19 protein-coding genes and 3 pseudogenes are annotated in these 25,674 nt (G+C 74.3%); 16 read left to right on the top strand and 6 right to left on the bottom strand.

Annotated elements, in window-relative coordinates:
- Nucleotides 1-73: 73 nt before the first annotated feature.
- Nucleotides 74-925, bottom strand: a complete 852-nt coding sequence (locus tag MCBG_RS28160) for an ABC transporter permease (RefSeq protein WP_043329349.1) — start codon at nucleotides 923-925, stop codon at nucleotides 74-76.
- A gap of 2,988 nt (nucleotides 926-3,913) precedes the next feature.
- On the opposite strand from MCBG_RS28160, the gene MCBG_RS33245 reads away from it, so the two are divergent.
- The 3 genes from MCBG_RS33245 (at nucleotide 3,914) to MCBG_RS28145 (ending at nucleotide 7,119) form a co-directional block, all read left to right on the top strand.
- The gene (locus tag MCBG_RS33245) at nucleotides 3,914-4,807 is read left to right on the top strand and encodes a hypothetical protein (protein ID WP_198033322.1); all 894 of its coding nucleotides are present in this window, start codon (nucleotides 3,914-3,916) and stop codon (nucleotides 4,805-4,807) included.
- 115 nt (nucleotides 4,808-4,922) lie between these two features.
- Nucleotides 4,923-6,059, top strand: a complete 1,137-nt coding sequence (locus tag MCBG_RS28150; protein ID WP_084789643.1) for a WG repeat-containing protein — start codon at nucleotides 4,923-4,925, stop codon at nucleotides 6,057-6,059.
- A gap of 61 nt (nucleotides 6,060-6,120) precedes the next feature.
- Nucleotides 6,121-7,119, top strand: a complete 999-nt coding sequence (locus tag MCBG_RS28145) for an aldo/keto reductase family protein (protein WP_030500117.1) — start codon at nucleotides 6,121-6,123, stop codon at nucleotides 7,117-7,119.
- Nucleotides 7,120-7,170: 51 nt separating this feature from the next.
- On the opposite strand, the gene MCBG_RS28140 is transcribed toward MCBG_RS28145, so the two are convergent.
- The gene (locus MCBG_RS28140) at nucleotides 7,171-7,965 is read right to left on the bottom strand and encodes a site-2 protease family protein (RefSeq protein ID WP_043329346.1); all 795 of its coding nucleotides are present in this window, start codon (nucleotides 7,963-7,965) and stop codon (nucleotides 7,171-7,173) included.
- Nucleotides 7,962-8,162, bottom strand: a complete 201-nt coding sequence (locus tag MCBG_RS28135; protein ID WP_043329344.1) for a hypothetical protein — start codon at nucleotides 8,160-8,162, stop codon at nucleotides 7,962-7,964. Before MCBG_RS28135 ends, MCBG_RS28140 begins: the two co-directional genes overlap by 4 nt.
- 175 nt (nucleotides 8,163-8,337) lie before the next feature.
- Here MCBG_RS28135 and MCBG_RS28130 point away from each other — a divergent pair, with 175 nt between their 5' ends.
- From MCBG_RS28130 to MCBG_RS28115, 4 genes and pseudogenes are all read left to right on the top strand, one after another.
- Nucleotides 8,338-8,547 (top strand): hypothetical protein, encoded by a 210-nt coding sequence (locus MCBG_RS28130; RefSeq protein WP_018785377.1) that lies wholly within the window; start codon nucleotides 8,338-8,340, stop codon nucleotides 8,545-8,547.
- A gap of 48 nt (nucleotides 8,548-8,595) precedes the next feature.
- Nucleotides 8,596-10,682 (top strand): annotated as a pseudogene (locus tag MCBG_RS28125) (bifunctional adenosylcobinamide kinase/adenosylcobinamide-phosphate guanylyltransferase).
- Nucleotides 10,672-11,444, top strand: a pseudogene (gene cobS / locus MCBG_RS28120) (adenosylcobinamide-GDP ribazoletransferase). Before MCBG_RS28125 ends, cobS begins: the two co-directional pseudogenes overlap by 11 nt.
- 63 nt (nucleotides 11,445-11,507) lie before the next feature.
- Nucleotides 11,508-12,797, top strand: coding sequence for a DUF2314 domain-containing protein (locus MCBG_RS28115; protein ID WP_043329341.1), 1,290 nt, complete (start codon nucleotides 11,508-11,510; stop codon nucleotides 12,795-12,797).
- Between the two features lie 42 nt (nucleotides 12,798-12,839).
- Here MCBG_RS28115 and gcvT read toward each other — a convergent pair whose 3' ends face one another.
- Complete coding sequence (gene gcvT, locus MCBG_RS28110) at nucleotides 12,840-13,964, bottom strand: glycine cleavage system aminomethyltransferase GcvT (protein WP_043329340.1); 1,125 nt, start codon at nucleotides 13,962-13,964, stop codon at nucleotides 12,840-12,842.
- 165 nt (nucleotides 13,965-14,129) lie between these two features.
- Here gcvT and MCBG_RS28105 point away from each other — a divergent pair, with 165 nt between their 5' ends.
- Complete coding sequence (locus tag MCBG_RS28105; RefSeq protein ID WP_043329338.1) at nucleotides 14,130-15,698, top strand: leucyl aminopeptidase; 1,569 nt, start codon at nucleotides 14,130-14,132, stop codon at nucleotides 15,696-15,698.
- A 69-nt stretch (nucleotides 15,699-15,767) separates the two neighbouring features.
- On the opposite strand, the gene MCBG_RS28100 is transcribed toward MCBG_RS28105, so the two are convergent.
- Entirely contained in the window at nucleotides 15,768-16,097 is a 330-nt protein-coding gene (locus MCBG_RS28100; RefSeq protein ID WP_013287729.1) for a hypothetical protein, read from the bottom strand.
- Between the two features lie 178 nt (nucleotides 16,098-16,275).
- Between MCBG_RS28100 and lpdA the strand changes: the two genes are divergently transcribed.
- Together lpdA and sucB are read left to right on the top strand one after the other, a co-directional pair.
- Complete coding sequence (gene lpdA / locus MCBG_RS28095) at nucleotides 16,276-17,667, top strand: dihydrolipoyl dehydrogenase (protein ID WP_043329337.1); 1,392 nt, start codon at nucleotides 16,276-16,278, stop codon at nucleotides 17,665-17,667.
- Between the two features lie 65 nt (nucleotides 17,668-17,732).
- Nucleotides 17,733-19,567 (top strand): annotated as a pseudogene (sucB, locus tag MCBG_RS28090) (2-oxoglutarate dehydrogenase, E2 component, dihydrolipoamide succinyltransferase).
- Between the two features lie 61 nt (nucleotides 19,568-19,628).
- On the opposite strand, the gene MCBG_RS28085 reads toward sucB, so the two are convergent.
- Nucleotides 19,629-20,573, bottom strand: coding sequence for an SDR family NAD(P)-dependent oxidoreductase (locus MCBG_RS28085; RefSeq protein ID WP_043329336.1), 945 nt, complete (start codon nucleotides 20,571-20,573; stop codon nucleotides 19,629-19,631).
- Nucleotides 20,574-20,721: 148 nt separating this feature from the next.
- On the opposite strand from MCBG_RS28085, the gene MCBG_RS28080 reads away from it, so the two are divergent.
- The 6 genes from MCBG_RS28080 (at nucleotide 20,722) to MCBG_RS28060 (ending at nucleotide 25,660) form a co-directional block, all read left to right on the top strand.
- A complete protein-coding gene (locus MCBG_RS28080; protein ID WP_043329335.1) occupies nucleotides 20,722-21,288 on the top strand; it encodes a TetR/AcrR family transcriptional regulator in 567 nt (188 codons plus the stop codon).
- A gap of 44 nt (nucleotides 21,289-21,332) precedes the next feature.
- Entirely contained in the window at nucleotides 21,333-22,667 is a 1,335-nt protein-coding gene (locus MCBG_RS28075; RefSeq protein WP_043329334.1) for a low temperature requirement protein A, read from the top strand.
- 73 nt (nucleotides 22,668-22,740) lie between these two features.
- Complete coding sequence (locus MCBG_RS35380; RefSeq protein WP_369799339.1) at nucleotides 22,741-23,214, top strand: aldo/keto reductase; 474 nt, start codon at nucleotides 22,741-22,743, stop codon at nucleotides 23,212-23,214.
- Nucleotides 23,196-23,621 (top strand): aldo/keto reductase, encoded by a 426-nt coding sequence (locus MCBG_RS35375; RefSeq protein WP_369799368.1) that lies wholly within the window; start codon nucleotides 23,196-23,198, stop codon nucleotides 23,619-23,621. Before MCBG_RS35380 ends, MCBG_RS35375 begins: the two co-directional genes overlap by 19 nt.
- 69 nt (nucleotides 23,622-23,690) lie before the next feature.
- Nucleotides 23,691-24,638: an LLM class flavin-dependent oxidoreductase gene (locus MCBG_RS28065; protein WP_043329333.1), complete on the top strand. Its 948-nt coding sequence runs from the start codon at nucleotides 23,691-23,693 to the stop codon at nucleotides 24,636-24,638.
- An 11-nt stretch (nucleotides 24,639-24,649) separates the two neighbouring features.
- The gene (locus MCBG_RS28060) at nucleotides 24,650-25,660 is read left to right on the top strand and encodes an aldo/keto reductase (protein WP_043329332.1); all 1,011 of its coding nucleotides are present in this window, start codon (nucleotides 24,650-24,652) and stop codon (nucleotides 25,658-25,660) included.
- Nucleotides 25,661-25,674: the final 14 nt, after the last annotated feature.

Raw genomic sequence — 25,674 nt, 5'->3', positions numbered from 1 at the left:
CGCCCGGTACGCCCGCAGTTCAGCCACCCTGGACGCGCTGTCGCGCTCAGCCACCCTGGGCGCGCTGTCGCGCTCAGCCACCCTGGACCACCAGGCGGCGCTCGGCGCGGCGCTGCACCAGCCGGCACAGCGCCAGCAGCGCCACCACCCAGGCGGCCTGCACCCCGACCAGGGCGAGACCGGTGGACATCGGCTCCCGCTCCACCAGCACGTCCAGCGGCACCTGAAGGATGCTGGGGAACGGGGTCGCGTACCGCAGGACCGCCTCCAGCGGGCCGGGCAGGAACCCGAGCGGGAAGTAGAGCCCGGCCAGCACGCCCGAGCCGAGCGTCCACAGGATCATCGGCCCTCGGACGTCCTGCAGCCAGTACGCGGTGGCGTTCACCAGGTAGCGGCAGCCGAAGCAGACCACCACCGCGAGCAGCACGGAGAGCAGGAACAGCGGCACCGTTGCCCAGTGCCGGGGCACGTACACCGCGAAGAAGAACGGGCCGATCACCAGCGGCGGCACCAGCCGGGCCAGCGACGCGAACCCGGCCCGGCCCAGGTCGGTGGCGAGGTAGCTGGTCACCGGGTGCACCGGTCGCAGCAGGTCGGCAGCCACCTCACCGGTACGGATCCGGTCCGCCAGGTCGGTCCAGCCCCAGATGGCGATCACAGCCAGCAGCCCCTGGCCGGCCCAGACGAACGTGGCGAGCTGCGCCCTGTCGTAGCCGGCCACGGTGCCGGCCGCGCCGGTCGCGGCGAGGAAGATGTAGCAGCGCAGGAAGCCGAACACGGTGTTGGTGAACAGCCCCGCCACGGCGGCCTGACGGTAGGTCGCGTGCCGCCGGAACCCGGCCGCCGCGATCGCGCCGAATGTCCGAAACCATGGGGTAACGTGTGCGCCGGTGGGTGGTGCCACAGTGGCGGTGACCGAGCCCACGCCGTTACCCTCCTTCCGCAGCCACGACGTGCTGGACCGGGCGACTGTACCGGCACGTCCGGCGCCCCAGCGCGCGAATTTCCAATGAGGTGACACCGCCGTGAGCGAGCGACGCGAGCCGGCCCCGGGGCCGTCCCGCGCGAGCGGCCGGAGGGGTTGCCGATGAGTGGCTGGGGGAGCTGGCGCGAGCCGGCCGAACCGGCCTGGGCCGCCGAGCCCACCCACGAGTGGCAGCCGCAGTTCCCGGGGCAGCGCTACCCGGGTGACATCGGCATCGAGAACCTGACGCCGCGCCGCCGTACCGTGGTCGGCCGCGCCGAGGTACGCCCGGTCAGCCCCGCGCCCGACGCCGACCCGTACCCGGTCAGCCCAGCAGGCGCGCACCCGGTCAGCCCGGCCGGGTTCCACCCCGTCAGTCCCGCGCCCGACACCGATCCGTATCCGGTCAGCCCGGCCGGCGCGAACCCGGTCAGTCCCGCCGGATTCCACCCGGTCAGCCCGGCCGGTCCGCACGGCCCGCACCCCGCCGGCCCGGTGGGTCCCGCGGGTCCGCGCGACGCGTACCCCGTCAGTCCGGCCGGCCCACGCGGCACGTACCCGACCAGTCCGGCCGCCCCACGCGGCACGTACCCGACCAGTCCAGCCGGCCCACGCGGCACGTATCCGACCAGTCCAGCCGCCCCACATGGCACGCACCCGACCGGTCCCGCCGGTCCGCGCGGGGCCGAGCAGCCGGGGTCCGGCGGTCCACGCGGTGGCGGCCCGGCCGGTCCGGCCACGTCCCGCGGGGCGTACCCGGCCGGGCCCACGGATCACGGCGGCCAGCGCCCCGCCGGCAGCCCTCCGGACGACCGCCGCGGGCACCCCGCGGACGGGCGGCGGCCCTGGCCGGAGGATCGGCGCCGCACCGGCCCGCCCACGCCGCCCGAGCAGCGGCTCGACCAACGCTGGGTACGCCCCGAGGCCGCACCGCGCCGGCCGTCCCAGCCCGGCTGGATGCCGGAGCCGAACGAGTTCCCGCACCATGGCGAGCGCCGGGCCGACCGCCCGCACCAGGCCGACGGACGCCGCGCCCCGGTCGAGGGCCCGCCTGCCGTGTCGGAACAGCGGTGGGGCTCGGCGTCCGACGCGCGGCGGGACCATTCCCCCGCCGGGCGCCGCGAGTCCATGCCCGACGGACGCCGCGACCGCTTCCCGGACGAGCGCCGGGAGCCGCCGTCCGACGGGCGGCGTGACCACGGCGCCGGGCGCCCGGCCGATCGGCGCGACGACGCCGTGCCGCCGCTGGAGCGGGGCGCGGCCGGGTGGGGCCAGCCGGGCCGGGACGGTTGGCGCGGCACCGACGGTGACGGCTGGCGTGACCCGAGCCGGCGTCCCCCGGCGGAGCGGCGTGAGCCGGTGGACGGCCGGCCCTTGGCAGACGGACGTGCGCCGGGCCGGGAGGCCGCCGCGTACCCGGAGACCCAGCGCCGGGCGCCCGAGAACGGGCCTCCGCAGACCGAGCCCGACCGGTACGGCGCACCGCGTCCCGGCGCCGACCAGCGGTGGCAGGGTCAGCGCCCGCCGGTCGACCGGTCCCGCCCGCACCAGGGCGAGTGGCCCATCATCGAGCCGCGGCCCCGTCCCGAGACGGACACGCGCCGGCCGGACGAACGGCAGCGCCCACCCGTGGAGCGGCCGGCGCCGCAGCGGTACCCGATGCCGCCGTCCGACGCCACCCGGCCGCCCACCGTGATGCCCCGTCCCGAGCCCAGTCGGCCACAGCCGGATGCCGCCGCCCGCCCCGAGACCCGTGCCCCGCAGTGGCCGGTGCGGCCGGACGAGCGCAGGTCGGCACCGCCCGACGAGCGCAGGTCGGCGCCGCCGGTGCAGTGGCCGGTGCGGCCGGCCGGTCACCCGCCGCCCCGGGTCGCCGACGGCCGGGAGACGGCACCTGTCGAGCCGGCCGCACACACCCGTCCCGACGACCGTCCCCGGGTCGCCCCGGTACGGCCCGATCCGGTGCCGCCGCCGGCCACGCCCGGGCGTTCCGGGGAGGGCTCGGCCGCGCCTCGGACCGGCGACACCCCGCGTCCGGCACCTCCTGCGCCGCAGGCCGGCGTGCCCGTCGCGGACGCTCCCGTTTCCGGAGCGTCCGCCCCCGCCGCGCCGCAGGCCGACATGCCTGGCGCGGGCAGCCCCGCTTCCGGCGCGGTCACCCCCGTTCCGCCTCCTTCCGACGCGCACGTATCCCGTGCGCCCACGTCCGGAGCGCCCACTTCTGGAGCGCAGCGTCCGGGTGGCGCGGCACCGACGGACCGGAGCGAGGGCGCGGCCCGGCCCACGCCGTCGCAGGACGGGACCGCCGAGCGTCACGGCCCGCCTTCTTCCGACCCGGTGAACGCGGCGCAACCCGCGAGGGCTCGCCCGGCACCGCCTGCCTACTCCGGTTCCGTGCCCGCACAGCAGACCGCGGGCAGGCCACCCGTACCCACACCGGCCGAGCAGCTACCCGACGTCAGGCCCGCCGACTCGGTGGAGCACCCGGCCCCGATCGCGCCCCGGCCAGTCGTGGAGAGCGGCGCCATCGGCGAGCCCGAGGCCGGACCGGACGCCGAGGCCAAGCCGTCGGATGTGGATGCCGGTCGTCGGCGCGAGTCCGAGGTGCAGGCTCCGTCCACCTCGGCCCCTGACGCCGACCGGCCCTACGCCGACGTCAGTGCCCGTCCCGCGCCCGGCACAGGACGGACGGAAACCGGCCCGGCTGTCGACCGGACCGGCGAGCCATCGGAGCGAGCCGAGCACCCCCGCCCGGGGGCGACAACCGCTCCGCCCTCCCCGGCCACGGACTCCGGCGCCGAGGCATGGTTCCGTCCCAGCCAGCCCGCCGCCCCCGCCCAGACACCGGAACCGCCGGAGATCTTGGAAGATTTCGGCCCCCCTGGGGGCCATTTCGTACCAAGATCTCCGGCAGACCGAGCCCAGCCGGCGACGATTCGTACCCCCGAGGTGGCCGAGGCCGGGTCCGGTACCGGCTCGACGCCGCCCGCTACCGGCGTCACCACGCCATCCGCCGCCTCAACCAGCGACGCCACACCGAGCGCCCCTGCCGCCACCGACATCAGCACCAACGCAAACACCGACACCGACACCGACGAATCCACGAGCACCGCGGACCCGGCGGCCGGACACCTGGACACACCGGACGGGACCGCTTCCGGCGGGGAGAACGCGGGCAACCGCATGCCCGCCACCGGCACGTCCGCCGACACCGGAAGCGGCCGGCCGGCCACCGACGCCGAGCCGCCGGTCACTGTGGATGCCGGGCAGGACGCCACGGATTCAGAGGCTGGCGGCGGGAGCCAGACAGCCGGCGAGCCGGGCGGGGCCGGTCACGTCGAGGAACCGGCCACCACACCGGAGCCGACCGGCAGCATCCGGGCCGACGCCGACATCACCGCCTCGCCACTGGAGTCTCCGGGCAGCCGAGCCGAAGCCGACCTCACGAGCATCGCGACCCCGCAATCGGCACCCGCCGGCATCGAGCCCGCCGGCATCACGATCCCGCAGCCGCAGGCCGCCGACACCCCGGCCACCGCGCCCGGCGAGGACTCCGACGGCGAGACCGCACCGACCGGTGACCCGGACCGCGCCCCCGCCGAGCCCGCGGCCGACGGCAAGCCCGCACCTCACACCGACACCACAACCGTCGACCCGGAGCACGACCGCGAGCCCGCACCACCCGAGCCCGCCGACGAGCCGACCGCTCAGACCGACGACGCGCCGACTCCCCGTACCGAGGAAGCGGACACCGAAGCGGACGCCGAACCTGGCCGGACCGCCGCCGCCCCCGGCGACCCGGAGCAGGCCCCTTCGCCGCGGTCGGCTTGGCGGGACAAATAGCCGCCACACTGAAGAAAGCTACGTAATCGTTTTGTAGGGCGTTTCCGACCTGACCGGCAAGCTCGACCCCCCCCCTGGACAACCGTGGCCGGCCCCGGCTGCTGAGCTTGCGCCGGTGGCGTCGCGGATCCTCGGCGACCTGGACGACGCGCTCGGGGACGCGCGGCTGGCAGTCACGTACGCGGAGACGACGGGTGAGCTGCGGCGTACCGCGTTGGCCCGGGCCCGTCTCGCGGAGGCGCTGCGGTGGCGGGGTGACCACGCGGAGGCCGACCGGCTCTTCGCCGAGACGAACTCGCCGGAGCTGCCGGACCCGCTGCGCGCGTTGCTGCACGAGCACGCCGGGCGGAGCTGCTACGACCAGGGACGGCTGACCGAGGCGTGCCTGCACTTCGAGCGGGCGCTGGACCTGCGCCACGGCGAGGACGCGGCGATGAACGCGCGCGTCGAGGTGGCGCTGGACGCGGTCGCGGAGCGGGCCGCCGCCGACGGTTTCGGTCCGGCGCCGCGCCGGCCCGAGGAGGTGCTCGGCGCGCCGCGTCTCCCGGTGGCGACGTTCGACGAGGAGCAGCAGCTCTGGGGGTACGCGAACGCCGACGGCGAGATGGTGATCGCGCACCGGTACGCCGAGGTGCAGCCGTTCCACGAAGGGCTGGCCTGGGTACGCCGTCCGGAGGCGTCCCGCTGGGCGCTGATCGACACGTCCGGCGCGGCGCTGATCGAGGCGAACAACGGCTACCGGGCGGTGGGCGCCTTCTCCGAGGGGCTGTCCTGGGTGTCGATGGACGGCAAGGGCCGCTGGATGGCCGTGGACCGGATGAACATCGTGCGGATCCCGCCCGGGTACGAGGAGGTCAGGTCGTTCCGCAACGGACTGGCGGCGGTACGGCAGAACGGCGGCTGGGGCGCGGTGGACCTCACCGGCGAGGTGGTGGTGCCGACCCGGTACCACGGTCTCGGCACGCCGCTGGCCGACGGACGGAAGGTGGACGGGTTCACCGCCGACGGCCTGGCCGTGGTCGAGCTGGCCGGCCGCCGGGGCGTGGTGGACCGCGCCGGGCGGGTGGTGGTCACGCCGGCGTACCCGACTGTGGTGGTGCATCCGGTGGCGTTCATGGTCGCCACGGAGTCGGGCCGGTGGGGCGCGCTGGACCGGCGCGGCGACCCGCTCATCGACCCGGTGCATCCCGGCCGCGCGGCGGTGGTCGCGGAGATCGACCGTCTGCTCGCCGACGCCAGCCCGGTGCTCTGACCCGCGCCCGGCGGGGAGCGCCGGACGGCGGTCGCCACCGGGCAGGACTAGGGTCGGGAGCATGGAATTCCGTCACCTGGGCCGCTCCGGCCTGATGGTCAGCGAGATCTCGTACGGCAACTGGATCACCCACGGCTCACAGGTCGAGGAGGACGCCGCGCTCGCGTGCGTCCGCGCCGCTCTCGACAGCGGCATCACCACGTTCGACACCGCCGACGTGTACGCCGGCACCCGGGCCGAGTCGGTGCTCGGCCGCGCGCTCAAGGGTGAGCGCCGCGAAGGGCTGGAGATCTTCACCAAGGTCTACTGGCCGACCGGGCCGGGCCGCAACGACAGGGGCCTCTCCCGTAAGCACATCATGGAGTCGATCGACGGCTCGCTGCGCCGCCTGCAGACCGACCACGTCGACCTCTACCAGGCCCACCGGTACGACTACAGCACGCCGCTGGAGGAGACGATGGAGGCCTTCGCCGACGTCGTACGCTCCGGCAAGGCGCACTACATCGGCGTCTCCGAGTGGAAGGCGTCGCAGCTGCGCGAGGCGCACGCGCTCGCCCGTGAGCTGCGCATCCCGCTGATCTCCAACCAGCCGCAGTACTCGATGCTGTGGCGGGTCATCGAGACCGAGGTGATCCCGGCCAGCGAGGAGCTGGGCATCGGTCAGATCGTCTGGTCGCCGATGGCGCAGGGTGTGCTGTCCGGCAAGTACCTGCCGGGCCAGCCGCCGCCGGCCGGCTCCCGCGCCACCGACGAGAAGTCCGGCGCGAACTTCATCGCGCGGTTCCTCAACGACGACGTGCTCACCCGGGTGCAGCGGCTCAAGCCGCTGGCCGAGCAGGCCGGACTGACGATGGCGCAGCTCGCCGTCGCGTGGGTGCTGCAGAACCCGAACGTCGCCTCGGCGATCGTCGGCGCGTCCCGGCCCGAGCAGGTGCACGACAACGTGAAGGCGGCGGGCGTGAAGCTCGACGCCGACCTGCTGAAGGCGATCGACGAGATCGTCGAGCCGGTCACCGAGCGGGACCCGGCGAAGACCGAGAGCCCGGCGCAGCGTCCGTGACGTCGCGTCGTTCCCGGGCCGGCTCGCTCCGGCCCGGGAACGGCCGGTCGGCTACTGCCAGAAGCGGATCAGGGCGTAGCCGATCTGGTACAGCTCCCGCGGCAGCCCGAGCGCGTCGCCGACGGCGAACACCGCGCCGAAGAACGCCCGGTTGATCTGCGGGCTCCACAGCAGCGCGAACAGCAGGATGAAGCCGTACGGGGCGAACAGGTCGTACATCCGCCGGTAGGCGGGGCTGAGCCAGGGCTGGAGCATGTTGCCGCCGTCCAGGCCCGGCACCGGCAGCAGGTTGAGCACGCTGGCGGTGAGCTGGAGGAACGCGAGCAGCCCGACACCGGCCCAGAACTCCAGCGGCCCGCCCAGCTCGGGGCCCCACGCCACCGCGGCCACCAGCACCAGCGTGAACAGCACGTTTGTGGCCGGCCCGGCCAGGCTGACCAGCGTGTGCCGCAGCCGGCCGGGGATGGCGTGCCGGTCCACCCAGACCGCGCCGCCGGGCAGGCCGATGCCGCCGAGCAGCACCACGACCACCGGCAGCACGATCGACAGCAGCGGGCTGGTGTACTTCAGCGGGTTGAGCGTCAGGTAGCCCCGGTGGGCGATGTCCCGGTCACCGGCCCGGTACGCGACCACGGCGTGGGCGTACTCGTGCAGGCACAGTGAGACCAGCCAGCCGGAGACCACGAAGAGGAACACGTCGAACCGGACGTTGCCGTACCGGTTCCAGGCCATCACCCCGCTGGCCACGAAGAGCGCGACCAGGGCCAGGAAGATCGGGCTCGGCCGGAACGCCGCCCGGGGCACGCCGAGGACCAGCGGCTCGCCGGGACGGTCGTAGCCGGTCATTCGGCCGGGGGTTGCAGGCTCATCCGGTAGTCCACCCGGTCGTCCTCGACCAGCACGACGGTGGTGACGCCGGATGCCGCGAGCTCCCGCCAGGTCTGGCCGATCCACGACTCGGCGTCCGCCTGGCTCGTGAACGACTCGTCCGGCCCGTCGACCGCGTCGCCGTTCGTGCCCTCGTACCGCCAGCTCCACGCCATGCCGCGTCTCCCCTCGCCGCCGTCGTCCCGCAGGACGCCAAACCTCCGCAAGCCTAGTCGCCCGCCCACGACGCTTCACCCCTCGACCGGCGCGGGCCGACGCGCGGGTGCCCGCAAGGTTCGGCCGTCACCAGCGGGGTATCCACGCCGGACGTCGTCAGCGAGGGAGGACACCATGCGGCCGTTGCGGGAGATGGACACCGAGGAGATACGGGCGATGGCGGTACGCGGCGGCATCGAGGCGGCCCACGAGATGGACCGGGAGGAGCTGCTCGACGCGCTTCTCGCCCGCCCCGGCGAGGGAGCCTGGCAGGAGGATCCGAAGCCGGTTGACGTGAATCCCAACGACTATCGCTTCGAGGCCCCCGAGCGCCGACCGCGATGAGCCACCTCTCACTGCCCCGCCGGGGCGGCGGCATCTAAGGTACGGGGCATGTCCGTTGACGGGTGGCACACCCTCCTGGTGCTCGGCGGTATCCGCTCCGGCAAGTCCGAGATCGCCGAGTCGCTGGTCGCCGACGCGCCCACGGTCCGGTACGTGGCGACCGCCCCGGCCGGGGATCCCGAGGACACCGAGTGGGCGGCCCGCCTCGCGCACAACTGCACGTCTGTCGATGCTGGAATGTATTAGTTAGAATCCCTGCTTTTGGCGCAGGTTATCCAGTTGGCCGTTTCTAACTAAAGAGCAGGGGCCTACCACCGCTGACATATCTCAATGCTAAGATGAATCTCTACGAAACACATCCGTCACTCTAGGGAGCGTCTACGTTATGATCGCCGCGCCGGGCCGAACGAGACGCTGCTCGTGGACGACCTGGGCGGCTGGTGACGGTGCTGCTCGACCCGGCCCACCAGCCGGCCGACGACACCGCCACGATCGCCGAGCTGGCCGCGGCGGTGCGCTCCAGCACCGCCCGGCTGGTGCTGGTCAGCCCCGAGGTGGGCCTGTCCCTGGTGCCCACCACGCCGCTCGGCCGGGCGTTCACTGACGCGCTCGGCGCCGCCAACCGCGCGGTCGCCGACGCCTGCGACGCGGTCGCGCTGGTGGTCGCCGGTCAGACCACCTGGCTCAAGCCGGCCGCTCCGGCCCACGCCGTGCCGCCCGCCGGCACGTCGCCCGAGGCCGGGCCGAGCCGCGACGCGGCGCCCCAGGTCGCGACATCCTGGGCCACGGCACCCCGGCCCGCGCCGGACCAGGCCGCGCCGACCGGAGCCGCCGCGAGCCGGACCGCACCGGCTCAGGCCGTACCGGCCGACCTCGGCGCCGGGGACGTGACGCTGCCCGAGGTGCTCACCCCGGCCGCCGCCCCGCTGCCCGCCCCGGCCGCGTCCGACGAGCCCGGCACGGGCGACTGGGCCGCCCCCACCATGGCGCTGCCGATGATCGCCACCGGCCTGGTGATCCAGCCGGGCATGGAACTGCCGATGCCTGACGACTACACCGGTCCGCAGGCGGTCGACCGGCTCGCCACGCTCGACCTTCCCGGCGCCGGTCTGGGCGTGCTGGAGCAGGTGGTCGGCTTCGCGGCCGCCACCCAGGGCACCTCGATGCCGCGGCCGTGGGACTCGGTGCGCGTACTGCTGATCCAGGGCGACCACGAAGGCGGCGTGTCGGCCGGCGCGCCGGCCGGTGAGTCGGCCCGCCGGGCCCGGCAGGCCCGCGCCGGCCGGGGCGCGCTGGCCCGGCTGGCCGCCGAGAACCGCGCCGACCTGCAGATCGTCGAGGCGCCCACGTCGGCGCCGATCGAGGACCGCCCGGCCCTGCCCGGCGACGAGGTCGAGGCGGCGCTGCGTTACGGCTGGCGGCTCGCCGAGCAGGCCGCCGACGCGGGAGTGCAGTTGCTGGTGCTCGCCGCGTGCGGTGCGGGCGCCGAGGCCGCCGCCGCGGCGGTGCTCGCGGCCACCGCGGGCGCGGAGCCGCCCACCGTGCTCGGCCGGGTGATCACCGAGCAGGGCGAGATCGACGACACCGCCTGGATGGTCCGCTGCGCGGCGGTACGCGACGCGCTGCACCGCACCCGCCGCTCGTCCCGCGAGGCCAAGGACATCCTGGCCGAGCTGGGTGGCGGCGACATCGCGCTGGCCACCGGCGTCCTGCTGGGCGCCACCGCCCGTAAGGTGCCGGTGCTGCTGGACGGCCCGGTCGGCACCGCCGCCGCGATGGTCAGCCGCGACCTGGCCGGGCAGGCGCGGCACTGGTGCCTGCTGCCCGACCACGGCGGCCGTCCGGGTGTGCGGCTGGCCGCCGACGTGCTCGGCCTGACGCCGCTGGTGGACCTGCGGCTCGACCTGGGCGAGGGGGCGACCGCGCTGGCCGCGCTGCCGCTGCTGCGCTCCGCGCTGACGCTCGCCGCCACGCTGCCGGCGCATCCGTCGCTGGGCGGCCCCGACGACGACGGCGACACCGGCGACGGCCGGACCGGCGACGAACCGGACTTCGCCGAGCCGGAGCCGGCCGGGCCGGGACCGACCACGATCGGGTCCGACGAGCCGGTCTTCCCCGGCCGACGTGCCGACTGAGGCGCGGCTCGCCGACGGCATCCGGCTGGCGCTCACCACGTTCACCACCGCACCGGTACGCGCCGGCCGGGTCGACCGGGCCGCCGCCGGCACCGCGATGGCGCTCGCCCCGCTGGTCGGCGCGCTGCTCGGCGCCGTACTCGGCGGGGCGCTGCTGCTCACCGGCGCGCTCGCGCCACCGCTCGTCGCCGCCGTGGTCACGGTGGGGCTGGGCGCGCTGCTCACCCGGGGGCTGCACCTGGACGGGCTGGCCGACACCGTGGACGCGCTCGGCTCGTACCGGCGTGGTCCGGCCGCGCTGAAGATCATGAAGCAGCCGGACGTCGGCCCGTTCGGGGTGGTCGCGCTGGTGGTCGTACTCCTGCTCCAGAGCGCGGTGCTCGCGGAGCTGGCCGGGCGGGACGCGCTCGCCGCGTTCGCCGCCGTGGTCGCCGCGACCGCGGCCGGGCGGCTCGCCGTCAGCCTGGCCTGCCGGCGCGACGTGCCGGCCGCGCGGCCGGAGGGCCTGGGCGCGCTCGTGGCCGGCACCGTCGGGTGGGGCGCGCTGGCGCTCGGAGCGATCGCCGTCACGCTGGCGGCCGTGCCCGCGGTGCCGGACCGTCCGTGGCAGGGGCCGATCGCCGTGCTCGGGCGCTCGCCGTCGCGGCCGGGCTGCTCCGGCACCTGGTACGCCGCTTCGGCGGCATCACCGGCGACGTGCTCGGGGCGCTCGTGGAGATCGTCACCACGCTGTCCTACCTGGGACTGGTGCTGACCGGCTGAGCGTCACCGGTCCGGGCGGGTAGCGTTCGGGGCGAGTGCACCGGCGCGGTCGAGGGGGACGGCATGCTCATCACGGACGACTTCCTGCCGGTACCGGTGCCCGAGTCGCTCGACGCGACCTATCTGGTGCCGATCACCGGCCTGCCGAAGGTGAGCCCGAAGACCGCAGTGGAAGGGCTGGCCGGGCGGCTCGCCGAGCCGGTGCACGGGCTGGCCAAGCAGATGCTCGACAGCCCGCTGATGACCGTCGACACCCGTACCGTCGACGAGTTCCCCGAGCTGCCGCCGGACCTGCTCACCGCGTTCGGCGCCACCGAGGAGCAGCTGGCCCGGCTGGCCGCCGCCACCCACCTGGTGGTGGTGCAGGCCGAGTACCGGCCGGGCTGGCCGCCGGCGCACGAGTGGGCCGCCCGCGCGGTGGCCGCGGCGGTCGCCGAGACGGTCGGCGGGGACGTGGTGGACGTCTTCGGGCTCCAGTTCCTCGACCCGGCGGCGGCGCTGCGCTCGCTGCCCGACGAGCAGGGCCGGATCCGGCTCGTCGACTGGGTGCTGGTGCCCTACTCCTCGGACTCCGACGGGCTGTGGTTCACCACGAAGGGGCTGCGCCGGTTCGGGCTGCTGGAGTTGCAGGCCCAGGGCGTGCCGGACCACCTGACCCGGGCGTGGGGCGCGGTGATGACCGGCGCGGCCCGGCGGCTGCTGCGGGACTGGACCGACGGGCTCGCCGGTGAGGAGGTGCCGGCGTTCGTGCAGCTTCCCGTGCTGGCCACGGTGACCGGGCACGACATCGCCGTGGCGTACGGCAATCCGGAGCAGCACGGCGCGACCGCGCCGGTGCTGCTGCGGCTGGAGCTGGACCCGGCCACCGACCCGGACGCCGACTCGTTCCTGAGCCTCAACCCGCCGCCCGGGCATCCGGGTCCGCCCGGCCGCTACTTCGCCGCCGCCTGCGCGACGCTGTTCAACGGCATCCAGCCGGACGTGCGCTACACCCGCACCGGGGACGCGATGAGCCGCGCGGTGGAGACCGCCCGGGAGGCGCTCGGCGACATCCGGGCCCGGTTCCTGGCCGGGCGGCTGCCCGAGGAGAGCCAGCTCGTGGTCAAGTACGGGCTGCCCGGCGACGACGGCCCCGAGTACGTCTGGGCCGGGGTGACCTCGTGGGAGAGCCCGGAACGGATCGTCGGCGCGAGCGCCAGCGACGCCAACACCGACCCGAGCGTACGGATCGGCTCCCCGGTGGTGGTGGAGGCGTCGGACGTGGTCGACTGGGCGGTGCTGGACGGCACCGGCGTGCTGGAGGGCGGCTGGACGCAGGCAGTCCTCGACGCCGGGGAGCGCGGCGAGGACTGACCCGCGCGGCTCAGCGCGCCGAGGGCCGATCCGCCTCCGGCCTCAGCGCACCGAGGGCTTGACGAACGGCGGCCGGGTCAGGCGCATCCGGGCACGGCGGCCCCGGATGTCCACCTCCAGCTCCTCGCCGTCGGCCAGCTTCGGGTCGGTGTCGACGAGCGCCAGCGCGACGCCGTGCTTGAGCGTCGGGCTGAACGTGCCGCTGGTGACGGTGCCGACCTGCCGGTCGCCCGCGTACACGGCCATGCCGGGGCGCGGGATGGCCCGGTCGACAGCGGTCAGGCCGCGCAGCGTACGGGCGGGTCCGGCGGCCTTCTCGGCGCGCAGCGCGTCGCGGCCCCAGAACGCCGGCTTGTCCCAGCCCACCGCCCAGCCGGAGCGGCCCTGCACCGGGGTGATCTCCGGGGACAGGTCCTGCCCGTGCAGCGGGTAGCCCATCTCGGTGCGCAGCGTGTCCCGGGCGGCCAGGCCGCAGGCGCGGACGTCGCCGGCTGCGGCGAAGAGCGCGTCCCAGACGGCGACCGCGTGCTCGGACGCCACGACCAGCTCGTAGCCCAGCTCGCCGGTGTAGCCGGTGCGGCACACGGTCAGCTCCACCCCGTCGAGCGTGGCGGTGGAGAAACTCATGTAGTCGTGCCCGGTGGGCAGGCCGAGCGCGCCCAGCAGGTCCGCCGAGCGCGGGCCCTGGACGGCGAGCACCGCGTACGCCTCGTGCTCGTCGGTGACGGTGACCCCGGCGGGCGCGGCGGCGCGCAGCCGGCGGGCCACCTCGGCGGTGTTCGCGGCGTTGGGGATCAGGAAGACGTGGTCGTCGGCGTGCAGGTAGGCGATGATGTCGTCCACCACGCCGCCGGTGGCGTCGTCGCAGCAGAGCGTGTACTGCGCCTGACCGGGGGCGATCCGGCCGAGGTCGTTGGTGAGGCAGGCGTTGACGAAGTCCGCCGCGCCCGGCCCGGTGACCCGGATCTTGCCCAGGTGCGAGACGTCGAACACGCCGACGCCCTCACGGACGGCGGTGTGCTCCTTGAGCACGCCGCCACCGGCGTACTCCAGCGGCATCTGCCAGCCCCCGAAGGGGGCGAACTTCGCGCCGAGCGCGGTGTGCCGCTCGTGCAGCGGGGAGCGGCGCAGCCGGGTCTCGGCGGCGTCGGAGGTCACCTCGGTCATGGGTGGCAACTTACCGGCCGCGACGACTGTGGTTAGCATCGGCGGGATCCCGTCGGCGCGCATCGGCGGGACACCCACGCCTTCCGGCGGGTAGGTTGCCGCCGGAGACACCTTCACCGCCGGTACCGACGACGCGGCCGGCCCGGCCCGCCCGGAGTAGCTTTCGTGACATCGCCCCGCACCACCCTCAGCCTGGTCGACACCGACCCCGCCGAACTCGCCGTCGTTTTTCAAGTGATCGGCGTGCACAGCCAGACCACCGAGCCGGGCAGCGGCGCACCCGCCCACGCCCTGCTGCTGGCCACCGGCGGGGAGAGCATCGCCGCCGCGTTCGACGGAAAGCTGACCGAGACGCTGGCCCTGCTCGGCGCGACAGGTGGCCCGGGCGAGGTGATCAAGTTGGCCACGCTGGGCACCGTGACCGCCCCGCTGGTCGTGGCCGTCGGCCTCGGCCCGGAGCCCTCGGGCGCCGCTCCGGCCCCGGAGTCGCTGCGCCGGGCCGCCGGCGCCGCCGTACGGGCGCTGGCCGGCGCGGCGCGCGTCGCCCTGGCCCTGCCCCTGCCCGACGACGCCGACGCCCCGGCCGCGCTGCGCGCGGTCGCCGAGGGCGCGCTGCTGGGCGGCTACCGGTTCGCCGGCTACAAGACCAAGCCGCAGCCGGCCCGCCGTGAGCCGGTGGCCGAGGTGCTGGTGGCGGTGCCGGACGCGGCCGACGCGACCGCCCAGGCCGAGGTCGCGCGGGCGCAGGCGGTAGCCGGCGCGGTGCGGACCAGCCGGGACTGGGTGAACACCGCGCCGAACGAGCTGCGTCCCCCGGCGTTCGCCGACGCCGTCTCCGCCGCCGCCCGCGAGGCGGGGCTGGAGGTCGAGGTGCTGGACGAGGCGGCGCTCAAGGCCGGTGGCTACGGCGGCATCCTCGCCGTCGGCCAGGGCTCCGAGGCCCCGCCGCGGCTGGTGAAGCTCACCTGGACGCCGGAGGGCGGCGGCAACGGCAAGCGGGTCGCGCTGGTCGGCAAGGGCATCACGTTCGACACCGGCGGCATCTCGATCAAGCCGGCGCAGGGCATGTGGGAGATGAAGTCGGACATGGCCGGCGCGGCGGCGGTCGGCGCGGCCATGCTGGCGATCGCGGCGCTCAAGCCGTCGGTCACCGTCACCGGCTACCTGCCGATGGCGGAGAACATGCCGTCGGGCGCCAGCTACCGCCCGGGCGACGTGATCAGCATGTTCAACGGCAAGAAGGTGGAGGTGCTGAACACCGACGCCGAGGGCCGGATGGTGCTGGCCGACGCGATGGCGCGGGCCTGCGCGGACGGCGCGGACTACCTGTTCGAGACCTCCACGCTGACCGGCGGGCAGGTGATCGCGCTGGGCAAGCGGATCGCCGGTGTGATGGGCACCCCGGAGCTGTGCGAGCGGGTGCGGGTGGCCGGTGACGCGACCGGTGAGCCGGCCTGGCCGATGCCGCTGCCGGACGACGTGCGCAAGGGCATGGAGTCGGACGTCGCGGACATCTCGCAGGTCAACGCCGGGATGGACCGGGCCGGGCACATGCTGCAGGGCGGCGTGTTCCTGCGCGAGTTCGTCACCGACGACGTGGCGTGGGCGCACATCGACATCGCCGGTCCGGGTTACCACTCGGGCGAGGCGACCGGCTACTGGACCAAGGGCGGCACCGGCGTGCCGGTGCGTACGCTCGTGCACCTGGTCGAGGACGTCGCCACCAACGGCTGACGTGCAAGGAAGGGCCCCTTCTTAACGCCTCGCGTTGTAGAAGGGGCCCTTTTTGACACCCGCGCCCGCTCAGAACAACTCGGGACGACGCTTGCGGCGCTCGTTGTAGTCGCGCATGCGCTGCGGATAGCCCATCAGCCGCACGTCGTAGATCGGGATGGCGATCCGGTGCGCCCAGCGGCGGGCCTCGTCCGGCCCGCCCACGCGCCGCCGGGTCCACTCGCCGTCGTCGGCGATCAGCATGATCGTGGTCTCGGTGACCGTCGTACGGGGCTCGATGTACGCCTCGACGCCCTTACGGGTCCGGACGAAGTTCTCCAAGTGGTCCAGATCGGCGCGGTCGGCGGCACGGTCGCGGCTCGCCGGGGCGGCCCGCTTTCGTCGTCGGAACAACCCCACCGAATCCACTCCTCCCCCAAGCCGTCATCGAGGACGGTGCCAAGGGTACGTGTCACCGACGTGTCGTTGGGCACCTCGGTACGCGCCCGGTCCGTGGTGGTGACAAGATGACCGAGGTGGGGTGTGCCTGTTACTCCGCCGTAACCCCCGATGCAGTGACGCGACCTGGGAGTTGGATGTGAGCGAGCCGAACGACACGACCTTCGACATCGTCATCCTCGGAGGTGGTAGCGGCGGCTACGCGGCGGCGCTGCGTGCCGCCCAGCTGGACCTCTCCGTCGCCCTCATCGAGAAGAGCAAGCTCGGCGGGACGTGCCTGCACAACGGGTGCATCCCGACCAAGGCGCTGCTGCACGCCGCCGAGATCGCCGACCAGACCCGCGAGTCCGAGCAGTTCGGCGTGAAGGCCGAGCTGGTGGGCATCGACATGAAGGCGGTCAACTCGTACAAGGACGGCGTGATCTCCCGCCTGTACAAGGGCCTGCAGGGCCTGGTGGGCAGCAGCAAGAAGATCACCTTCGTGGCGGGCGCCGGCAAGCTGGTCGGCAAGAACGTCGTCGAGGTGGACGGCAAGCGCTACACCGGCCGTAACGTCGTGCTGGCCTCCGGCTCGTACGCGAAGAGCCTGCCCGGCCTGGACGTCGACGGCGAGCGGATCATCACCAGCGACCACGCCCTGACCCTGGACCGCGTGCCGTCCTCGGCGATCGTGCTCGGCGGCGGCGTGATCGGCGTCGAGTTCGCCAGCGTCTGGAAGTCCTTCGGCGTGGACGTGACCATCGTCGAGGCGCTGCCCCGCCTGGTCGCCGCCGAGGACGAGGAGTCGTCGAAGGCGCTGGAGCGGGCGTTCCGCAAGCGGAAGATCAACTTCAAGGTCGGCAAGCCGTTCGAGAAGGTCGAGAAGACCGACAAGGGCGTGAAGCTGACGATTCAGGGCGGTGACACGGTCGAGGCCGAGCTGCTGCTGGTCGCCGTGGGCCGCGGCCCGAACACCGCCGGCCTCGGCTACGAGGAGCAGGGCGTCAAGATGGACCGCGGTTACGTGCTGACCGACGAGCGGCTGCGCACCAGCGTGCCGAACGTCTACGCGGTCGGCGACATCGTGCCCGGCCTGCAGCTCGCCCACCGTGGCTTCCAGCAGGGCATCTTCGTCGCCGAGGAGATCGCCGGGAAGAGCCCGGCCGTGATCGACGAGGCCGGCATCCCGCGCGTGACCTACTGCGACCCGGAGCTGGCGTCGGTCGGCCTGACCGAGGCGAAGGCCAAGGAGCAGTACGGCGCCGACAAGATCAAGACGTACAACTACAACCTGGGCGGCAACGGCAAGAGCCAGATCCTCAAGACCGCGGGCCACGTCAAGCTGGTCCGGGTGGACGACGGCCCGGTGGTCGGCGTGCACATGGTCGGCGCCCGGGTCGGTGAGCTGATCGGCGAGGCGCAGCTCATCTACAACTGGGAGGCGTACCCGGCCGAGGTGGCGCAGCTCGTGCACGCCCACCCGACGCAGAACGAGGCTCTGGGCGAGGCGCACCTGGCCCTGGCCGGCAAGCCGCTGCACGCGCACGCCTGACACGACAACCGCGGCGTCCGGCGACGGGCGAGAATCCCACCAGGGAATGAAGGAGTCTGGAGAACATGCCGGTATCGGTCACCATGCCCCGGCTCGGCGAGAGCGTCACCGAGGGCACCGTCACGCGCTGGCTCAAGCAGGAGGGTGACACCGTCGAGGTCGACGAGCCCCTGCTCGAGGTGTCGACCGACAAGGTCGACACCGAGATCCCGTCCCCCGCGGCGGGCGTGCTGAGCCGGATCGTGGTCGGCGAGGACGAGACCGCCGAGGTCGGCAGCGAGCTGGCGATCATCGCCGGTGAGGGCGAGGACGCGGGCGCGGCCCCGAAGCAGGAGGCCGAGCCGGCCACCGAGCCGACCGCCGCCGCCGAGGGCACCGGCCCCGAGCCGGAGCAGCAGGCCGAGGAGGCCGCCGCCGAGCCGGGCGCCGAGGCCGAGCAGCCGGCCGTCGAGGAGCCGGCCCAGCCGGCGGCGTCGTCGGGCGAGGGTACGCCGGTGACCATGCCGGCCCTGGGCGAGAGCGTCACCGAGGGCACCGTCACCCGCTGGCTCAAGCAGGTCGGTGAGACCGTCGAGGTGGACGAGCCGCTGCTGGAGGTCTCCACCGACAAGGTCGACACCGAGATCCCGTCGCCGGTCGCCGGCACGCTGCAGGAGATCAAGGTCGCCGAGGGGAGACAAAAGACGTCGGCGCCGTGCTGGCGATCCTCGGCGTGGCCGGCGCCGCGCCCGCGAAGGCGGAGCCGAAGCCCGAGCCAAGCCGGAGCCCAAGGCGAGGCGAAGCCCGAGCCAAGCCGGAGCCGAAGGTCGAGGAGCCGACGCCGGGCGCGGCCTACAACGAGCCGGCCGCCGAGGCGGAGCAGGCCGCGCAGCCGGCCAAGGCCGAGGCGGCGGCCCAGCCGGCCGCGCCGGCCGCCACGCAGCGCCGGAGCGTTCCGGCCGAGCACGGCGAGGACGCCGCCGGGTACGTGACGCCGCTGGTGCGCAAGCTCGCCGCCGAGCACGGCGTGGACCTGGGCTCGGTCAAGGGCACCGGCGTGGGTGGCCGCATCCGCAAGCAGGACGTGCTGGAGGCGGCGGAGAAGGCGAAGGCCGCCAAGCCCGCGCCGACCGCCGCCGCTCCGGCCGCGAAGGCGGAGGCGCCGGCCCAGCCGGCCGCCAAGCCGCAGCCGAGCGCCAAGCGGGGTACGACGGAGAAGCTGCCGCGTATCCGGGCCACCATCGCCAAGCGGATGCAGCAGTCGCTGCACGAGACGGCCCAGCTGACCACCGTGGTCGAGGTGGACGTCACCCGGGTCGCGAAGCTGCGGGCGCGGGCGAAGGAGTCGTTCCAGGCCAAGCACGGCGTGAAGCTGTCGTTCCTGCCGTTCTTCGCGCTCGCCGCCGTCGAGGCGCTCCAGACGTACCCGATCGTCCAGGCCAGCATGGACCTGGAGGGCGGGACGATCACCTACCCGGCCGCGGAGCACCTGGGCATCGCCGTGGACACCGAGCGCGGCCTGCTCGTGCCGGTCATCCACAACGCCGGTGACCTGAACATGGGCGGCATCGCCAAGCGGATCGCCGACCTGGCCGAGCGCACCCGGGCCAACAAGATCACCCCGGACGAGATGGCCGGGGCGACGTTCACGCTCACCAACACCGGCAGCCGGGGCGCCCTGTTCGACACCCCGATCGTGCCGTCGCCGCAGTCGGCGATGCTCGGCACGGGCGCTGTGGTGAAGCGCCCGGTCGTGGTGAACGACCCGGAGCTGGGCGAGGTCGTGGCGATCCGGTCGATGGTCTACCTGGCCATGTCGTACGACCACCGGCTGATCGACGGCGCCGACGCGGCCCGTTTCCTCACCGCGGTGAAGGAGCGGCTGGAGGCCGGCAACTTCGAGGCCGAGCTGGGTCTGTAGATCCGAGACGGCGAGGGGGCGCGCGGCGACATGCCGTGCGCCCCCTTCGTCGTCAGCGGCCTCAGCCCTTCAGGTGCTCCTCGGATACCGTCCAGAGCTGCTCGGCGGCCTCCGGGTCCCGGGCGTACGGCGCCCAGCCGGTCCGCGTGCCCGGCTGGTTCGGCCCGGCCTCCTGGCAGTCCTCGAAGTACCGGCCGCCGACGCCGTCGAGCAGCGGTGAGGTGGCGACCAGCACCGAGGTCGCCGCGCCCTGCTCCGGGGTCTTGAACGAGGCCGCGCCGCCACCGCTCTGCGCGCGCATCCGGGCCAACTCCTCCTCGGTGATGTAGCGCTGGAGGTTGGTCCGGATCGCGCCGGGCATCAGCGCGTTGGTCCAGATGCCGTCGTCGGCCCAGCGGCGGGTCGCCTCCACCGCGAAGAGCACGTTCGCGGTCTTGGACTGCCCGTACGCCAGCCACGGGTCGTACGGCCGCTGCCGGAAGTGGATGTCGGAGAACTCCACCGGCGACCTCAGGTGGGCGGCCGAGCTGACCGAGACGATCCGCGCGCCACCGGCCGCGGCGAGCGCCGGGCGCAGTCCGGTGGCGAGCGCGAAGTGCCCGAGGTGGTTCGTGGCGAACTGCATCTCCCAGCCCTGCTCGGTACGCATCTCCGGGGAGGCCATGATCCCGGCGTTGTTGACGAGCATGTGCAGCGGCCCGTCCCAGTTCCGGACGAACGCGGCCACCGACGCGAGATCGTCCAGGTCGAGCGGGGCGACCAGGATCCGGTCGTTGCCGGTGGCGCCGGTGAGCTCGGCGGCGGCGCGCTGACCGGCCTCGGTGTTGCGGACGGCGAGGGTGACGTCCGCTCCGGCGGAGGCGAGCGCGCGGGCGGTCTCCACGCCGATCCCGGAGGCGCCGCCGGTGACGACGGCCCGCCGGCCGGTCAGGTCCAGGTCGCGGACCACTTCCAGGGCGGTGGTCTCGGAGTCGAACGGGGTCGTGACTGGTGTCGGGGTTGTCATGGTCCATCCTTGTCGACGGCGACGCGGACCGATGTCCGCCCGCTACGATGAGAAGCGGAGGATCCTCCGTTACTTGCTCAGCATAACCGGAGGAGACTCCGGTTACCACCGACCCGGGCCCGCGACCCGGTCGAGCCGAGGAGGAACCGTGCCCGACCGACCGCTGCGCGCCGACGCGCTGCGCAACCGGCAGCGCCTGCTGGACGCCGCGGTGCAGGCGTTTTCCCAGGCGGGCGCGGAGGTAACGCTCGACCGCGTCGCCAAGGAGGCCGGGGTCGGGATCGGCACGCTCTACCGCCACTTCCCCAGCCGGGAAGCGCTCATCGAGGCGGCGTACCGCAACGAGCTGGAGAAGCTCTGCGACGCCGCGCCGGCGCTGCTCGCCACCCGGCCCGCCGACGTGGCGCTGCGCACGTGGATGGACCGGTTCGTCGACTACCTCGCCACCAAGCGGGGCATGGCCGACGCCCTACGGCTGGTCATCGCCTCCGGCGCCAACCCGTACGCGCAGAGCCGCGACCTGCTGCTGGCCGCGCTCGGCGAACTCCTCGCCGCCGGCGCGGCGGCCGGTGCCGTACGCGCCGACGTGGCCGCCGCCGACGTGCTCGCCAGCCTCAGCGGGGTGTCCCTGGTGGCCGGCGAGCCGGACCAGCGCGCCCAGGCCGGACGCCTGCTCGACCTGCTGATGGACGGCCTGCGCCACCGGACGGGCTGACCGAATCGGCCACCCGGCCCGACCTGCGCTGACAGACTCGGCCGGTGGGCTCGAACCGGTGGCGTGGACGCCTGGGGCCGGCGGTGCCGGTGGCCCCGGGCGCCCGCGTCGACCGGTTCGAGATCTTCTTCGACCTGGTCTTCGTCTTCTCGTTCTTCATCATCACCCGGGCCACCGCCCTGCAGGTGACCGGCGGGGCGCTGCTGCACGCGCTGCTGGTCCTCGCCGTGCTCTGGTGGTCGTGGGTGGTGCACAGCGTGGTCGCCACCCGGGTACGCCTCGGCGAAGGCTTCGTCCCGGTGCTCATGACAGTCGGCATGGCCGCGCTGTTCACGTTCGCGCTGTCGCTGCCGCAGGCGTTCCGGGACCCGACCGGCAACGCGGCCGGGCCGATGGTCGCGGCGCTCAGCTACACCGTCCTGCGGTTGATCCACCTGCTGCTGTACCGGCACGCGGTCCGGGACAGCCCGAACGAGCGCCGGCAACTCCTCCGGTTCGCCCCGGAACTGATCGGCAGCACCGCGCTGCTGCTGGTCGCCGCGCTGCTGCCGCCGAGGATCGACGACCTGTTCTCCGCGGCGGTGCTCCGCGACGTGCTGTGGGCGGTGGTCGTCCTGCTCCAGTACGGCACCGGCATCCTCGCCGGGACCTGGGGCTGGGGCGTCGCATCGGCCGAACACTGGACCGAGCGGTACGACCTGATCCTGATCATCGCGCTGGGCGAGTCCGTGATCTCGGTCGGCGTCGGCAGCAACCTGCTCGGCCAGCCGCCCACCTGGCCGGCCGTGACCGCGGCCGTGCTCGGCATCTTCTTCACCGCCGCGCTCTGGTGGGCGCACTACGACATGATCGGGCCGGCCGCCCGGATCGCGTTGCACGTCGCGCAGGACGGCCCCCGGGTGGCGATGGCCCGGGACGCGTACGCCTACCTGTTCCTGCCGATGATCGCGGGCATCATCCTGTTCGCGCTCGGCGCCGAGACGATAGTGCACGGCATCGCCGACCCGAACGTGCCGCCCAGCGAGCCGGGGCACGGGCCGAGCGTGCCGCTGCTGTTCGGCGGCGTGATCTGCTATCTCTGCGGCAACATGCTGTTCCAACTCCGTACCCTGCGCACGCTGAGCTGGACGCGGGTCGCGACGGCGTTGCTGCTCGGCCTGAGCATCCCGGTCGCGGAACGGGTGCCGGGGCTGGCCGCGCTGGGCATGCTCACCGCCATCACGGTGGGTATGGTGGCCGTCGAAGTGATCGTCTTCGACGAGGGCCGGCGGGCCCTGCGGAAGCTGGTCTTCGAGGAACGCGCCAGCCACGAGGCGCACGAGGCGGCCTGGCGGGCCCGCTGGCACGAACGGCCCGACGACCGCGACGAAGGCGAGTGAACCACCGGCCCGCCGCCTCCGTGAAACCTGTCGGCCCCGCCGCGGGGCCACACCTGAGGGATACGGGGGCCACATGACCATCGACACCGTCCACGCCGGCGCGGCCGGCGCCTGGCAGCTCGGCGACCTGACCGTCAACCGGATGGGCCTGGGCGCGATGCGGCTGACCGCGAACGCCGACGGCAGCCCGAGCGACCGCGACCGGGCCGTCGCCGTGCTGCGCCGCGCCGTCGAGCTGGGCGTCAACCACATCGACACGGCCGCGTTCTACTTCTCGCCGCTGCGCTCGGCCAACGAGCTGATCAACCGGGCGCTGTGGCCGTACCCGGAGGATCTGGTCATCGTGACCAAGGTCGGGCCGGGCAAGGACCCGTCCGGGCAGTGGCTGCCGGCGGCCCGCCCGGACCAGCTGCGCGGCCAGGTGGAGGAGAACCTGCGCCAGCTCGGCCGCGACCACCTGGACGTGGTGAACCTGGCGGGTGCACGGCCCGGAGCCGCTGTTCCGAGCACTTCGGCGCGCTCGCCGAGCTGCGCGACGCCGGGCTGATCCGGCACCTCGGCGTCTCCGCCGTACGCCCCCACCAGGTCACCGAGGCGCGCGCCATCGCACCGGTGGTGTGTGTGCAGAACTCGTACGGCCTGGGCTACCGCCGTCAGCACGACGAGCTGATCCGCGACTGCGCCGCGCACGGCACCGCGTTCGTGCCGTTCTTCTCCCTCGTCACCAGCGGTCGGGAGGCCGGCGCGACCGGCGAGGAGCACCCGGAGGTGCTCGCGGTGGCCCGGGAGCACGGCGTGACGGCGGCCCAGGTCCGGCTGGCCTGGACGCTGGCCCGGGGTCCAAACGTGCTGGCCATCCCCGGCACCGGCGACCCGGCGCACCTGGAGCAGAACGTCGCCGCCGCCGCGCTGCGCCTGTCCCCCGACGACCTGGCCCGCCTCGACGCGGTGTGACGTTCGGCCGTCGGCAGAATCGGCGCGCGCGGGGTGGCCGGCGGCCCGGCGCGCGCCGATGCTGGGGCGATGGCGACCTTCTCCGTACAGGCCCATCCCACCGACGCGGCGAGCTGGACCGAGCTGGCCCGCACCGTCGAGGCGGCCGGTTTCGACGCGCTGTTCGCCGCCGACCATCCGGGCGACTGCGCGTCGCCGTTCGTCGCGCTGGCCGCCGCGGGAGCCGTGACCAGCACGCTGGGCCTCGGCTCGTACGTCTCCAACGCCGCTGTCCGGGAACCGATCCTGCTCGCCGCCGACGTGGCCACGCTGGACGTGGTCTCCGGCGGGCGGGCCCGGCTCGGGCTCGGCGCCGGCCACACCCCGGCCGAGTGGCGGGCCGTCGGGCGCGAGCGGCCGGACGTCGCCGCCCGGGTCCGCCGCTGCGTCGCGGTGGCCGAGGCGGTACGGGCGCTGCTGGCCGGCGACGAGGTCACTGTGGACACCGAGGAGCTGACCGCGTACGCGGCACGCCTGCACCGGCCGCGCCCGGTGCAGGACCGGATCCCGCTGATCGTCGGCACGGCCAACTCGACGCTGCTGCGCTGGGCCGGGAAGCACGCCGACGTGGTCGGTCTGACCGGCTTCGGCCGTACCCTGGCCGACGGCCACCAGCACACCGTCCGGTGGCGGGCCGACCAGATCGAGGCGCAGCTCGCGCACGTCGCGGCCGGAGCGGACGGCCGGGAGACGCCGCCGGTGCTGGAGGCGCTGGTCCAGCACGTCGCGGTCACCGACGACGCCGAGGCGGCCGCCGCCACAACGGCCGCCGAGACCGGGCTCACCCCGGAGGAGGTGCTGGCCACCCCGTTCGTGCTGGCCGGCACGCCCGACGAGATCGTCGCGGCGGTGGCCGGGCACGAGCGCCGCTGGGGCGTCACCCATTTCGCGGTACGCGCCGACGCGGTGGCGCCGCTCGCGCCGCTGCTGCCCCGGCTGGCCGGAAAAGCGCTGGACTTCGAGCACACTCGAAAGTGAACACTGGGCGCATGACGACGACACGACGGCTGGGCCGCAGCGGCATCGAGGTCAGCGCGATCGGCATGGGCTGCTGGGCGATCGGCGGCCCGCTCTGGGACGGCACCCAACCGCTGGGCTGGGGCGAGGTGGACGACGACGAGTCGGTGCGTACCGTCCACCGGGCTCTCGACCTGGGCGCGACGCTGTTCGACACGTCCAGCAACTATGGCGCCGGGCACAGCGAGCGGGTACTCGGGCGCGCGCTGGCGGGCCGCCGGGACCGCGCGGTCATCGCGACCAAGTTCGGCTATCCCACCGACGAGGAGACCCGCCAGGCGCTCGGCGAGGACGCCAGTCCCGAGTACGCGCGGCGCAGCCTGGCGGGTTCGCTGCGCCGGCTCGGCACCGACCACGTCGACCTCTACCAGCTCCACCTGGGCGGCCTGCCGGTGCCACGGGCGCTGGACCTCGTCGGCACGCTGGAGGACCTGGTCGCGGAGGGGAAGATTCGCGCGTACGGCTGGAGCACCGACGACCCCGCCTCGGCGCGCGCCTTCGCCGAGGCGGGACCGCACTGCGCGGCGATCCAGCACGACCAGTCGGTGCTGCGGGACAACGCCGCCATGCTCGCGGTGTGCGCGGAGTTCGACCTGGCGAGCCTCAATCGAGGGCCGCTGGCGATGGGCCTGCTCACCGCGAAGTACCAGGACGCGCCGACCGCCCGGGGCGGCGACGACGTCCGCGGTGTGGCACCGGAGTGGCTGGACTGGTTCACCGGCGGCGTACCGCGCGCCGAGTGGGCGCAGCGGGTGGCCCGGGTCCGTGCGGCGCTGACCGCCGACGGCCGCACGCTCGCCCAGGGCGCGCTGGGCTGGCTGCTCGCCCGCAGCCCGCACACGCTGCCGATTCCCGGCTGCCGGACCGTGGCGCAGGCCGAGGAGAACCTGGGAGCGCTGGCGTACGGGCCGCTGCCGGAGGCGGCCTTCGCCGAGGTGGAACGCCTGCTCGCCGACCTGCGCACCGCCCCGGCCGACGCCTGACCGCTCTGTCCCGC

Source organism: Micromonospora sp. M42, assembly GCF_000568915.1.
Taxonomy (GTDB): Bacteria; Actinomycetota; Actinomycetes; order Mycobacteriales; family Micromonosporaceae; genus Micromonospora; species Micromonospora chalcea.
The sequence above is the reverse complement of the archived record's forward strand: the minus strand, read 5'-3'. Positions and strand labels throughout refer to the sequence as shown.